Genomic DNA, 13000 nt, shown 5'->3' on the forward strand with positions numbered 1-13000 from the left:
CACGCACCGTTCACCAACTGGTGCCACCATGAACCCATGACCGAGACGTCCACCCAGCGCACGCTCGACCCGGATCTCGCGGCGCACATCGCCGAGCACATCGCCGAGGAGCCGGAGCTGGAGATCGCGCCGGTCGACAGCGCGCCGCTGCCCGACGACCGCTTCGCGGACCGCGAGCTGAGCTGGCTCGCGTTCAACCAGCGCGTGCTCGAGCTCGCGGAGGACCCGCGGCAGCCGCTGCTGGAGCGTGTGCGCTTCCTCGCGATCTTCGCGTCGAACCTGGACGAGTTCTTCATGGTGCGGGTCGCCGGCCTGAAGCGCCGCATGGCGACGGGCATCGCGGTCACGGCCGCTTCCGGTCTGTCCCCGCGCCAGGTGCTGGACGCGATCAGCGAGCGCGCGCACGAGCTCATGGCGCGCCACGCGAGCGTCTTCGCCGACGACGTCCAGCCCGCGCTCGCCGCGGAGGGCATCACGCTCGTGCACTGGGACGAGCTCGAGACGCGCGAGCAGGAGCGCCTGCACAAGTACTTCCGCAAGCAGATCTTCCCGGTCCTCACGCCGCTCGCCGTCGACCCGGCGCACCCGTTCCCGTACATCTCGGGGCTGTCCCTCAACCTCGCGGTGGTGGTCGCCAACCCGACGACGGGCAAGGAGCACTTCGCCCGCGTCAAGGTGCCGCCGCTGCTGCCGCGGTTCATCGCGGTCGACGCGCGGGGTCGCCCGTCGGCACCGACGTCGCAGACGGGGGCCGCCGACCGCGGCCCCACCTCGTTCGTGCCGATCGAGGAGGTCATCGCCCAGCACCTCGACCACCTCTTCCCGGGCATGGAGGTGCGCGAGCACCACACCTTCCGGGTCACGCGCAACGAGGACGTCGAGGTCGAGGAGGACGACGCCGAGAACCTCCTGCAGGCCATGGAGAAGGAGCTGCTGCGCCGCCGCTTCGGCCCGCCGGTGCGGCTCGAGCTCACGCACGGCATCAGCCCGCGCATCCGCGCGCTGCTCGTGCGGGAGCTCGGGGTCGTCGAGGAGGAGGTGTACGAGCTCCCCGAGCCGCTCGACCTCACGGGGCTCAACCTCCTCGCGGACCTGGACCGTGCGGACCTGCACTTCCCGCCCTTCGTCCCGACGACGCACCGCGTGCTCGCCGAGGTGGAGAGTGCGTCGCCGACCGACGTCTTCGCCGCGATCCGCGAGCGCGACGTGCTGCTGCACCACCCGTACGACTCGTTCTCGACCTCGGTGCAGACGTTCCTCGAGCAGGCCGCCGCCGACCCGAAGGTCCTCGCGATCAAGCAGACGCTGTACCGCACGTCGGGCGACTCCCCCATCGTCGACGCGCTCATCGACGCCGCCGACGCGGGCAAGCAGGTCCTCGCCCTCGTCGAGATCAAGGCACGCTTCGACGAGGAGGCGAACATCTCCTGGGCCCGCAAGCTCGAGCAGGCGGGCGTGCACGTCGTCTACGGGATCGTCGGGCTCAAGACCCACTGCAAGCTGTCGCTCGTCGTCCGGCAGGAGTCGGACGGCCTGCGCCGGTACTGCCACGTCGGCACGGGCAACTACCACCCGAAGACCGCGCGGCTGTACACCGACCACGGCCTGCTGACGTGCGACCCGGACGTCGGGCAGGACCTCACGCGCCTGTTCAACCAGCTCTCCGGCTACGCGCCGCAGTCCCGGTTCCACCGGCTCCTCGTGGCGCCCCGCACGGTGCGCACGGGACTGGTGGAGCGCATCGAGCGCGAGTCGGCGGCGGCGCGCGACGGCCACGAGGCCTGGGTCAAGATCAAGGTGAACTCCGTCGTCGACGAGGCCACGATCGACGCGCTCTACCGGGCGTCCCAGGCGGGCGTGAAGGTCGACCTCGTCGTACGGGGCATCTGCGCGGTCCGGCCCGGCGTCCCGGGGCTGTCCGAGAACATCCGGGTCCGCTCGATCCTCGGCCGGTTCCTCGAGCACTCCCGCATCTTCGCGTTCGCGAACTCCGCGGGCCCGGCCATCGGTGAGGGGCCCGAGAGCGGCGCGGAGGTCTTCATCGGGTCCGCCGACCTCATGCACCGCAACCTCGACCGCCGCGTCGAGGCGCTCGTGCGCATCACGGACCCCGACCAGGTCCGCGAGCTGATCGACCTGCTCGACACCTCGACGGCCGACACGACGGCCTCGTGGCACCTCGACGCGGACGGGACGTGGCACCGCCCCGACGCCGGTCCCGACGACCGGCCGCTCGTCGACCTGCAGGCGAGCCTGGTGAGCCGTCAGCGCCGCCGTCTCGCCGGGAGACGGTGAGCCGCGGATGGGAGTCCCGCCCGCCGCGGTGCAACCGGGCGTCCCGCTGCGCCCTGCGCTCGGCCCCACGCACGTCGAGCACGCGCCCGTCATCGAGTCCGCCGGTGCGCTCGTGTGGCGCGTGCAGGGGGGCGAGCTGCAGGTCCGGCTCGTGCACCGCCCGCGCTACGACGACTGGTCCTGGCCCAAGGGCAAGCTCGACCCGGGCGAGACGTTCCAGGCCGCCGCGGCCCGCGAGGTGGCCGAGGAGACGGGCAAGCCCGTGGTCCTGGGCGTGCCGCTGCCGGGTCTGCAGTACCTCACTCCCGAGGGCCGCGTGAAGCGGGTCCACTACTGGGCAGCGCGCCGTGCGTCGCGCACGCGGGACGCCGGCGCGCTCGCCGCGCGGGCCCCGGTCCCCCCGGTCTCGCCGCAGGAGATCGACGCGTCCGCGTGGCTCCCGGTCCAGGACGCCGCGCGCCGGCTGACGCGCTACGCCGACCGGACGCCGCTCGACGCGCTCGTGCGCGAACGGGACGAGGGGCGGCTCGCGACGCACGTCGTCGTCATCGCCCGGCACGGCAAGGCGATGACGCGCGGGGTGTGGCACGGCGAGGAGCGGGACCGTCCGCTCACACCGACCGGGCACGCGCAGGCGATGGCCCTCGTCCCGGTGCTCGCGGCCTACGGCGTCGAGGCGGTCGTCACGAGCCGGTGGGACCGGTGCGCGCAGACCATCGCGCCGTACGCGAGCGCCGCGCACCTCGCGACCGTGAGCAGCGAGCACCTCAGCGAGGCGCAGCACGAGCGCTCCCCGGGGCGGGTCGCCCGGACCGTGCGCGAGCTGCTCGAGACGGAGCGGTCGACGGTGCTGTGCACGCACCGGCCGGTGCTGCCGACCGTCCTCGACGTGCTGGGCCAGCACTCACGCCGCGCCGTCGCGAACGCGCTCCCGACCCAGGACCCCTACCTGGAGCCGGGCGAGGTCATCGTGGCGCACGTCGCGCACACGCCGAAGGGGCCTCGCGTCGTCGCGGCGGAGAAGGTCGCCCCGCCCCTGCACTGACCTGTCAGGGCCATGGATCACCCCGGTGTCCCCTCGCCCTGACACGTCACGGCGTGCGCCAACGTGTCAGGGCGACAGGCCACTCCGGTGACCTGCGGTCCTGACACGTCGCGCACGCTCACGCGAGAAGGTGCCGCGCGAGGATCGCGACGACGCGCAGCGGCTCGATCCGCAGCGCCGCCGCCGGCAGCCGGATCGCCGTCGTGCGGTCGTCGTGACCGAGCTCGGCGTCGCGCAGGAGGTCGTCGTACCAGCGGCCTACCTCCATGTGCCCGACCTCGTCGACCTCGACGACCAGGCGTCGCCCGTCCCGCAGGCGCCACTCCGCGTCGAGGAAGCGCGTCCGGCCGCGCGCGTCCTGCCGGCGCACCTGGCGGGACGGCTCGGGCAGGCCGTGCGCGCGGCACAGCCGCACGAGGTCGATCTCGCTCAGGGCGTCGGCACCGCCTCGGACGTCCGCGAGGCTCGCGCGCAGCAGCCGGTGGAAGCGCACCTTGCCGACGCGGTCGAGCTGCTCGTGCAGCCGGTCGGCCGTGGTCAGCCGCTGCTGCACGACGGCCGCGAGCAGCCGACGGCGGTGCGCGGCGAGGCCTGCCAGGCAGCGGCGTCGACGGCACACCGCTCGACCCGGTGCACAGGTAGCCCGTCGACACGCACGATGTCCTCCGGCGCGGGGCGCCGGGACTCGTGCACGACGACGCCCGACCGCCTCGCCACCGTCGCGCCGCGAGCGACGACGACGTGGATGTCCGGCCGCGCCCAGCCCACGAGACCGTGGCGGGCCAGCCCCGTCCACGCGCCGAGCGCCACGGGGTCGGGGGCGCACAGGACCGCGGTCCACAGCGCGGTCTCGGCCGTGGGAGGCCCGTTGTGCAGCACGACGACGTCGCTCGACACCGCGGTCCAGCGGTGTGCGGCGAGCTGGGTGGCGACGTGCCGCGACGTGATGCCGAGCGCACGGAGCTGGGTGCGCGTGGCGACGTACGCCTGGGCGGCGACGAGCCGGGAGAAGCCGGGGAGGCGGTCGACGTCGCGGGAGCCGGTCGCGGGGTGAGTCTGACGGCGGTGGAGGCTGCGCCGTCGGGCACGACGACCGGCCTGTGGACGGGGCCCTACGTCCGGAGCCTGTGCACGGCCACGAAGCCCGGAGCGGTCAGGACCACGGGTCACCCCGGTGACCCCCCGTCCTGACACGTTCGTGGCGCACCGTGGGTGTCAGGGCCGTGGGCCACCCCGGTGATCCCTCGCCCTGACACGTCGCATCAGAGGAGGATCGGGCTGAGGATCCAGTACATGACCGCGGCCACGAGGGCGGCCATGGGGATGGTGAGGACCCATGCCACGCCGATGTTCTTCGCGACGCCCCAGCGGACGGCCGAGAGCCGCTTCGTCGCGCCGACGCCCATGATCGCCGACGTGATCGTGTGCGTCGTCGAGACCGGCGCGTGGAAGATGAACGCGTTGGCGTAGAGCACGAGCGACGCCACGGACTCCGCCACGAAGCCGCGTGCCGGGTCGAGCTCGATGATCTTGCGGCCCAGCGTGCGCATGATGCGCCACCCGCCCGCGTAGGTGCCGAGCGAGATCGCCGTCGCGGCGGACAGCTTGACCCACAGCGGGATGGTGTTGTCGTCCTGGAACCCGCCCGCGACGAGCGCGAGCACGATGACGCCCATCGTCTTCTGCGCGTCCTGCAGGCCATGGCCGAGGGCCATCGCCGCGGCTGAGGCGGTCTGCGCGATCCGGAAGCGGCGGAACGCCTTCGCGGGCGCCGCGTTCCGGAAGATCCACAGCACGCCCACCATGAGCGCGAACGCCAGGCCGAAGCCGATGAGCGGCGAGAAGATCATGGGCAGCACGACCTTGTCGAGGATCGCGTCCCAGTGCACGGTGATGCCCGACGCGATCCCGACGCCCGCGAGCCCGCCGATGATGGCGTGCGTCGACGACGACGGCAGCCCGAGCCACCAGGTGATGAGGTTCCACGTGATCGCGCCGACGAGCCCGCACAGCACGATCACGAGGCCCTGGTGGGGCGGGACGTCGTTCACCGCCACGATGTCCTCGGCGATGGTCTGCGCCACGGCCGTGCCGAGCAGCGCGCCGATGAGGTTGAAGACCGCCGCCATGATGAGCGCGGCCCGCGGGGTCAGGGCCCGCGTGGAGACCGACGTCGCGATCGCGTTCGCCGCGTCGTGGAACCCGTTGGTGTAGTCGAACGCCAGCGCGAACGCGACGACCACGACGACGAGGACGACCTCGCTACCCACCGTTCTCAGGACTCCTTGAGCGCGATGGTCTCGACCGTGTTCGCGACCTTCTCGAACGCGTCCGCGGCCTCCTCGAGGATCTCGACGATCTCCTTGAGCTTCATGAGGAGGATCGGGTCCGCCACGTCGTCGAACAGCTCGGCGAGCAGCTTGCGGTGCAGCTTGTCGGCCTGGTTCTCCAGGCGGTTGACCTCGACCCAGTACTCGGCGAGGTCGCTCATCGACCGCAGGCGCGGCATCGCCTCCGCCGTGAGCTCCGACGCGCGCTGCAGCACCTGCACCTGCTCGGACACCCGCGCCGGCAACGCCTCGACCTTGTACAGGACGATGAGGTCGGCGGCCTCCTCCATGTAGTCCATGCAGTCGTCGAGCGCGGACGCCAGCGCGTAGATGTCGTCCCGGTCGAACGGGGTGACGAACGTCTGGTTGAGGCGACGCATGATCGAGTGGGTCGCGTCGTCCGCGAGGTGCTCGGTCTCGCTGAGCTGCTTCGCCAGGACCTTGCGGGTCGGCCGGTCGGCGCCGAGCAGCTCGGCGAGGAGCGTGGAACCGGTGACGAGGTGCTGCGCCAGTGCGGCGAGGAGATCGAAGAACGAGGTGTCGCGCGGTGTCAGGCGCAGGCGCACGGGAGGCTCCGGAGGTGGGGCGGGGTCGGGTTCGGCGCGGTGTCGGAACGCTCTCGTCGTCCGTGTCGTCGAGAGCGCTGTCGGTACTGCGGCGATGAGTCTCGAGGGGTGCTGCAGGTGTGGTACGGGTGAACACGGGTCGAACTCTCGTCAAATGTAGCCGACCGCGAGCCGTGCTCCCGCACTGGTCCCTGTGCGTCCGCCACGAGGTGCCGCACGGCCTGCCCACGCCGGGGCGGAGGTCCCGCACGGATTCCGTCGGGAAAGGGACGCCGACGCCGCCCGCCTCGTCGCGGGCCGCGCGGCCACGGAGCGACGCCGGACCGGGAGCGCCTCTCGGCGCGTGGCCGCTCGTAGCGGCTGAGTGTGGAGCCCGGGGCTACCGCGGCCCGGCGTCGTCGTCCATCGTACGTGCCGGTGCCCGGCACGGGAACCCGGACGGGTGCGTGTTCGCGCACCGCGAGACTCCCCCGGCCGGCGTGCGAGCCGGCCACGGACGTGCGGGGGCGAGCGGTCAGTCCAGCCGGTCCGCGCGCCACAGCGTCGCTGCGTGCTCCAGCTCCTCGGCGGTCCGCTGGAGCGACGACGCACCGCGGGTCGTGCGCAGTGCGCCGTCCGGGTCGACCACCTCGCGGGCGTCGGCGTCGAAGGCCGCCCCGGTCGCGAGGATGCGGCAGAACGAGGCCGCGCGCTCCAGCGCGACGGCGAGGTCTCCGGCGAAGACCCCCGAGAGCACCGCGTCGGCGAGCTCGAGCAGGTCCTGCGGCTCGGGCGGGCGGGGGACGCCGGCGATCGCCTCGTGCACCGGGGCGACGTCGACGCCCAGCCGGTAGCGCAGCGTCACGGTCTGCGGGTCGCGCCGCACCCACTCGCGCAGCACGTAGAGCCGCCACAGCGCGCCCGGCAGGGAGTTGGGCGGCGCGTCCGCCCACAGCGCCGCGACGACGTCGAGCCCCTCGGTCTCGACGAGGTGGACGAGCCTGCCGACGACCTCGGGGTCCTCCGCGTCGCGGGCCTGGTGGACGATGGCGTGCGCCGTGGTGTGCGCGACCTCCTCGCGCAGCGCGGGGTCGAGCTCGCCGGGGAGCTCGTCGGCGTCGCGCGGGTCGAGCATCGCGGGGCGCCGCGGGCGCACGGTGCGGTCCGGGCGGCCGGGGTCGGGGACGCCCTCCGGCACGGCGGGGGACGGCTCACGAGGACGCTCGGGCGGGAGGTCTGGGACGTCGGGCACCGACCCAGTCTGCACCGGACCGCCGTCGGTCACGTGCCCGCGACGGGTGTCGCGGAGACCACTGCGAGGGCGTGCCACTTCGGCGCGCCGGGTCGGACAGGCCGCCCTACAGTGACGAAAGGGTCCGCGGCAGGGCCCGTGAGCGACCGGAGGGAACCCATGTCCAGCGACGCCGCAGGTCACCAGACCGTCACCGCGAAGAGCGCGCACCGCAAGGCCATCGGTCTTGCGTTCGCCGCCGCCGTCGGTGGCTTCCTCTTCGGGTTCGACAGCTCGGTCATCAACGGCGCGGTCGCCGCGATCGAGGGGCAGTTCGACCTCGACGCGGCCGTCACCGGCCTCGTGGTCGCGATCGCGCTCCTCGGGTGCGCGCTCGGCGCGTGGTCCGGCGGCAAGCTCGCCGACCGGTGGGGGCGCACGCGCGTCATGGTGTTCGGCGCGATCCTGTTCTTCGCCTCGTCGATCCTCTCCGCGATCGCGTGGTCGGCGCTCGACCTGGCGCTCTGGCGGTTCATGGCCGGCGTGGGGATCGGCATCGCGTCGGTCATCGCCCCCGCGTACATCGCCGAGATCGCCCCGGCGAAGCTGCGCGGCCGCCTGGGCTCGCTCCAGCAGCTCGCGATCACGGTCGGCATCTTCGCGGCGCTGCTGTCCGACCAGCTCCTCGCGGAGACGGCCGGCGGAGCCGCCAACGAGCTGTGGCTGGGTTGGGAGGCCTGGCGGTGGATGTTCCTCGTGTGCGTGATCCCCGCCGCGGTCTACGGGATCCTGGCGATGCGCATCCCCGAGTCGCCCCGCTACCTCGTCGCCAAGGGCCGCGACGCGGAGGCGAGGGACGTGCTCGCGTCGGTGCTCGGGCCGGACGAGGACGTGGACGACCGCATCGCGCAGATCCACCGCTCGATCGCCGTGGACGAGAAGAACGCCCAGGAGGGCTCGCTCAAGGGCTCGAGCTTCGGGCTCAAGCCGATCGTCTGGGTCGGCATCCTGCTGTCGGTGTTCCAGCAGTTCGTCGGGATCAACGTGATCTTCTACTACTCGACGACCTTGTGGCAGGCCGTCGGGTTCGACGAGAGCCAGTCGTTCCTCGTCTCGACCATCACGTCGGTGACGAACGTCGCCGTGACGTTCATCGCGATCGCTCTCGTGGACAAGGTCGGTCGCCGCCCCATCCTGCTGATCGGCTCGGCCGGCATGACGCTCTCGCTCGGCATCATGGCGCTCGCCTTCACGCAGGCGAGCGGGAGCGGCGACAACATCACGCTGCCCGACCCGTGGGCTCCGATCGCCCTCGTCGCCGCGAACGCGTTCGTCGTCTTCTTCGGTGCGTCCTGGGGGCCCCTGGTCTGGGTCCTGCTCGGCGAGATGTTCCCGAACCGGATCCGCGCCGCCGCGCTGGGGGTCGCGGCGATGGCGCAGTGGCTCGCGAACTTCGCGATCACCCTGTCGTTCCCCCCGATGCTCGATGCGTTCGGCGCGACCATCCCGTACCTCATGTACGCGATCTTCGCGGCGCTGTCGTTCGTCTTCGTGCTCTCGAAGGTCCCGGAGACCAAGGGCATGGAGCTCGAGGACATGGGCAACGAGGCGGCTGCCCGACACGGCTGACCCGTCCGGACCACCCCGACGAGCCCGGGGTCGCGCGGCACCCTGTGCCCCGCGGCCCCGGGCTCGCCGCGTCCGGGAGTCGCCCACGACGACTGATGGTTGCTGCAAGCAACTGCATCGCGTATGCTTGCCTGCAGCAACCAAGGAGTCACCGTGCCCGTCACCACCCTCGCGCCCGACGGCGCAGCCACCACCTCCCCCGACCGCACCCCGACCTCGGGGCTCGTCCGCGCGCTCGACGACCTCGCGCGCGTGCAGCGGGAGAGCGCGGTGCGCATCGCGCGGGACCTCGACATCCCGCGCGCGTCGCTCGGCGTCCTGCGCATGCTCGACCGCTGCGGCCCCGTCCAGCTCGGCGACGTCGCGGCCAGGCTCCGCGTCGACCTGTCCGTCGCGAGCCGGCAGGTCAGCCACCTCGTCGACGGCGGCCTCGTCCTGCGCTCGGTCGACGACGACGACCGGCGCGCACGGACCGTCGCGCTCACCGACGCCGGGCACGACGTCGTCCGACGCTCGTTCGCCCTGATCGACGTGATGAGCGCCGAGACCTTCGCCGACTGGTCGACCGACGAGATCGTCGCCGCGACCGAGCAGATCGACCGCGTGACCGGTGCGGTCGCGGCGGCCCACGCCGCCTCCGGCCACGCCACGCCACCCCCGACCTCCCCCGCACCGCCAGCACCCCCGAGGAGCACCCCCGCATGACCAGTGCCACCACCTCCGCCGAGACGCCACCCGCGTCCGCCGGGCAGACCACGATGACCCGCCGTGAGGTCATGGAGTCCCTCTCCGGGATCCTCCTCGGCATGTTCGTCGCGATCCTCGCCAGCTCCATCGTGTCGAGCTCGCTGCCCAAGATCGTCAGCGACCTGGACGGGTCGCAGTCCTCCTACACCTGGGTCGTCACGTCGACCCTCCTCGCGATGTGCATCTCGACCCCCATCTGGGGCAAGCTCGCCGACCTCACGAACCGCAAGGTCCTCATCCAGGTCGCCCTGGTGGTCGCGGTCGTGTCCTCGGCGCTGGCCGGGCTGTCGCAGAACGTCGAGACCCTCATCGCGCTCCGCGCCTTCCAGGGCATCGGCGCCGGCGGCCTCATGGCGCTCGCGACCGTGCTCATCACCGACATCATCTCCCCGCGCGAGCGCGGCAAGTTCATGGGCCTCATGGGCGGCATCATGGCCGTCAGCCAGATCGGCGGCCCGCTGCTCGGGGGCGTGCTCACCGACACCGTGAGCTGGCGCCTGAACTTCTTCGTCGGCCTGCCGTTCGCGATCGCCGCGATCGTCGTGCTCCAGCGCACGCTGCACCTGCCGACGATGGCGCGCAGGGTCGTGCGCATCGACTACTGGGGCGCCGTCCTCATCAGCGTCGGCGTCGCCACGCTCCTGCTCTGGGTCACGTTCGCGGGCCAGAACTTCGAGTGGCTCTCGTGGCAGACCTTCCTCATGGTCGGCGGTGCCCTGGCCGCGCTCGTCGGCGCCGTGCTCGTCGAGCGCGTCACCCCCGAGCCGATCATCCCGCTGCACCTGTTCAAGAACCGCACGTTCGTCCTCGCGGTCGTGGCGTCGGTCGCGGTCGGTGTCGCGATGTTCGGCACTGCCGTCTTCCTCAGCCAGTACATGCAGGTCGCGCGCGGCAAGACGCCGACCGAGTCGGGCCTCCTGACCATCCCCATGATCATCGGCACGTTCGTGGCGTCGACGCTGTTCGGCCAGCTCATCACCCGGACCGGCCGGTACAAGACGATCATGGTCTCCGGTGCCGCACTGCTCACCGTGTCCCTGCTCGCGCTGTCGACGATCGACTACCACACGAGCTTCGTCCTGGTGAGCCTCTACCTGTTCATGCTCGGCACCTCGATGGGCATGCTCATGCAGAACCTGGTCCTGGCGGTCCAGAACACGCTCGCCGTCGAGGAGATGGGTGCCGGGTCGTCCACCGTGGCGTTCTTCCGGACGCTCGGTGGTGCGATCGGCGTGTCCGTGCTCGGTGCGGTGCTCGCGAGCACGGTGACGTCGTCGATCCGGTCCGGCCTCACCGCGATGGGCGTCCCGGCCGACTCGATGGGCGGCAGCAGCGCGGTGCCCGACGTCGCGACCCTGCCCGCGCCGCTCCGGGACCTCGTCGAGAAGTCGTACGGCGACGGGATCGCCGAGATCTTCCTCGTCGCGGTGCCGCTCGCGCTCGTCGCGCTGATCGCGGTGGCCTTCCTCAAGGAGGTGCCGCTCGGCACCAAGACGGGCCTGCAGGAGCGGCTCGAGCGCGAGGCGGCTGCGTCGGCGGACGCCGACGACGCGCCCGTGGACTCCACGCCTGGACGGGTCACCCTCGTCGAGGAGGCCGAGTCGACGCTCGTCGACGCGTGGGCGCCCGGTGGCGTCGTCGACGACGAGGCCACGGCTCGGCCGTCGCGCTGACCCGGGCTCCGAGTGCGTGAGACATGCGGTCCCGAGACGATTCGGGGCCGCATTTCTCATGCACTCGACGTGCTGGTCAGGTGTCCAGCAGGGTGAGGTTTGCCGAACGATCGTGACCTTTCCTCCCCCTTGCCGCCATGATGGGCCTGTGTCCGCCGAAACGCCTGCCCCGAGCGCCACCCCGTCGACCGAGCCCGACGTCGCGTACGTCGACCTCGAGCGCGAGCTGCGCATCCTGCTGCGCCGCGCCGGGGCGGCGGCCGCCGCCATGGCGCGCCGGATCCACCCCGGTCTGGAGGCGAGCGCCTACCCGATCCTGGCGCACATCGCGGACCGCCCGGGCGTCCGGGGCTCCGACCTCGCGGCGCATTTCGGCGTCGGGCGGGCGACCATCTCCCGCCAGCTCAGCCGCATGCACTCGCTCGGGCTCGTCGCGCGCGAGGTCGACCCCGACGACTCGCGTGGCCAGCTCATCACGCTCACCCCCGACGGCGCGGCACGTCTCCAGGCCGCCCACCGTGGCCGGGTCCAGTCCATCACCGAGGCGCTCGCCGGGTGGGAGCGCGACGACGTCGCGACGCTCGCGGGGCTCCTGCACCGCTACTCCGAGGACGTCGTGCGCTGGAACGCCACGCGGTGACGCCGGTGCGGCGGCGCCTCGCCCTCGTGGCGGCGCTCGCCGCCGTGGTGCTCGCGGGCCTCGTCGTGGCGACCCGCGTGCCGGACCCGTGGGGCGACGTCGGCGGTGACGTGCTGTACGCGGTGGCGACCTACCTGCTCGTGGCGCTGGTCCTCGTGCGCACCCGCCCCGTCGCGGTCGGCGCGCTCGCACTCGCGTGGTGCGGGGCGGTCGAGGCACTGCAGGCCACCGGCCTCGCGGCGGCCGTGAACGACGAGGTCCCGCCCGCGGCGTGGCTGCTGGGCAGCACGTTCGCGGTGCGGGACCTGGCCTGCTACGCGGTCGGAGTCGCCCTCGCCGTGGGGGGCGACGTCCTGGTCCGGTCGCTCGTCGCGCGCCGCACGGGCCGGCGCACGACGGCGGGCGTCAGGCCGTCGGCTCGAACGTCAGGCTGACGGAGTTCATGCAGAAGCGGTCGCCCGTCGGGGTCTGCGGCGCGTCGTCGAAGACGTGCCCCAGGTGCGAGCCGCACCGGGCGCAGCGCACCTCGGTGCGCACCATGCCGAGGCTGCTGTCGGTGAGCAGCTCGACGCGGTCGCCGGCGAGCGGGCTGAAGAAGCTCGGCCACCCGCAGTGCGAGTCGAACTTGGTGTCCGAGCGGAAAAGCTCGTTGCCGCACGCGCGACAGCTGTAGACGCCGACGCGCTTCTCGTCGAGCAGCTCGCCCGTCCAGGCACGCTCCGTGCCCGCGTGGCGCAGGACGGCATACTCCTGCGGCGTGAGCTCCTCGCGCCACTGCTCGTCCGTCTTCGTCACCTGATAGGTGCCGGTGTTCTCGTGGGTCTTGTCGGTCATGATCCACCTCCGACGTTCCCAACCGTCCTGA

Annotated in this window: 13 protein-coding genes; 7 read left to right on the forward strand and 6 right to left on the reverse strand. The window is 72.5% G+C overall.

Translation table 11 applies throughout. From position 1 onward, the window contains the following. Nucleotides 1-36 precede the first annotated feature (36 nt). Both ACZCLJ_RS09775 and ACZCLJ_RS09780 read left to right on the forward strand, forming a co-directional pair. Nucleotides 37-2295 (forward strand): RNA degradosome polyphosphate kinase, encoded by a 2259-nt coding sequence (locus ACZCLJ_RS09775; protein WP_463106300.1) that lies wholly within the window; start codon nt 37-39, stop codon nt 2293-2295. A gap of 7 nt (nt 2296-2302) precedes the next feature. After that, nucleotides 2303-3340: an NUDIX hydrolase gene (locus ACZCLJ_RS09780; RefSeq protein WP_251152466.1), complete on the forward strand. Its 1038-nt coding sequence runs from the start codon at nt 2303-2305 to the stop codon at nt 3338-3340. A gap of 118 nt (nt 3341-3458) precedes the next feature. On the opposite strand, the gene ACZCLJ_RS09785 is transcribed toward ACZCLJ_RS09780, so the two are convergent. The 5 genes from ACZCLJ_RS09785 to ACZCLJ_RS09805 form a co-directional block, all read right to left on the reverse strand. Continuing rightward, the gene (locus ACZCLJ_RS09785) at nt 3459-3893 is read right to left on the reverse strand and encodes a hypothetical protein (RefSeq protein ID WP_463106301.1); all 435 of its coding nucleotides are present in this window, start codon (nt 3891-3893) and stop codon (nt 3459-3461) included. Then, nucleotides 3878-4510 (reverse strand): hypothetical protein, encoded by a 633-nt coding sequence (locus ACZCLJ_RS09790; RefSeq protein ID WP_463106302.1) that lies wholly within the window; start codon nt 4508-4510, stop codon nt 3878-3880. The genes ACZCLJ_RS09785 and ACZCLJ_RS09790 overlap by 16 nt, the downstream gene beginning before the upstream one ends. Before the next feature lie 92 nt (nt 4511-4602). Next, nucleotides 4603-5610: an anion permease gene (locus ACZCLJ_RS09795; protein ID WP_463106303.1), complete on the reverse strand. Its 1008-nt coding sequence runs from the start codon at nt 5608-5610 to the stop codon at nt 4603-4605. Nucleotides 5611-5615: 5 nt separating this feature from the next. Beyond that, complete coding sequence (locus tag ACZCLJ_RS09800) at nt 5616-6236, reverse strand: DUF47 domain-containing protein (RefSeq protein WP_251152469.1); 621 nt, start codon at nt 6234-6236, stop codon at nt 5616-5618. Nucleotides 6237-6750: 514 nt separating this feature from the next. Beyond that, nucleotides 6751-7350, reverse strand: coding sequence for a hypothetical protein (locus ACZCLJ_RS09805; protein WP_251152660.1), 600 nt, complete (start codon nt 7348-7350; stop codon nt 6751-6753). Between the two features lie 276 nt (nt 7351-7626). On the opposite strand from ACZCLJ_RS09805, the gene ACZCLJ_RS09810 reads away from it, so the two are divergent. The 5 genes from ACZCLJ_RS09810 to ACZCLJ_RS09830 all read left to right on the forward strand — a co-directional run bounded on the left by ACZCLJ_RS09810 (nt 7627) and on the right by ACZCLJ_RS09830 (nt 12569). Beyond that, the gene (locus tag ACZCLJ_RS09810; protein WP_251152470.1) at nt 7627-9075 is read left to right on the forward strand and encodes a sugar porter family MFS transporter; all 1449 of its coding nucleotides are present in this window, start codon (nt 7627-7629) and stop codon (nt 9073-9075) included. A 153-nt stretch (nt 9076-9228) separates the two neighbouring features. Next, nucleotides 9229-9780 (forward strand): MarR family winged helix-turn-helix transcriptional regulator, encoded by a 552-nt coding sequence (locus ACZCLJ_RS09815; RefSeq protein WP_463106304.1) that lies wholly within the window; start codon nt 9229-9231, stop codon nt 9778-9780. Continuing rightward, a complete protein-coding gene (locus ACZCLJ_RS09820) occupies nt 9777-11495 on the forward strand; it encodes an MDR family MFS transporter (protein WP_463106305.1) in 1719 nt (572 codons plus the stop codon). Before ACZCLJ_RS09815 ends, ACZCLJ_RS09820 begins: the two co-directional genes overlap by 4 nt. Nucleotides 11496-11643: 148 nt before the next feature. Beyond that, nucleotides 11644-12135: a MarR family winged helix-turn-helix transcriptional regulator gene (locus ACZCLJ_RS09825; protein ID WP_463106306.1), complete on the forward strand. Its 492-nt coding sequence runs from the start codon at nt 11644-11646 to the stop codon at nt 12133-12135. A 5-nt stretch (nt 12136-12140) separates the two neighbouring features. Then, nucleotides 12141-12569 carry a ribosomal maturation YjgA family protein gene (locus ACZCLJ_RS09830; protein ID WP_463106307.1) on the forward strand — a complete coding sequence of 143 codons (429 nt, stop codon included), beginning with the start codon at nt 12141-12143 and terminating at the stop codon, nt 12567-12569. Here the strand turns inward: ACZCLJ_RS09830 and msrB are convergent. Continuing rightward, the gene (gene msrB, locus ACZCLJ_RS09835; protein WP_251152473.1) at nt 12541-12969 is read right to left on the reverse strand and encodes a peptide-methionine (R)-S-oxide reductase MsrB; all 429 of its coding nucleotides are present in this window, start codon (nt 12967-12969) and stop codon (nt 12541-12543) included. The two genes, ACZCLJ_RS09830 and msrB, sit on opposite strands and share 29 nt — an antisense overlap. Nucleotides 12970-13000: the final 31 nt, after the last annotated feature.

It is taken from the genome of Cellulosimicrobium sp. So1_17 (assembly GCF_055181235.1).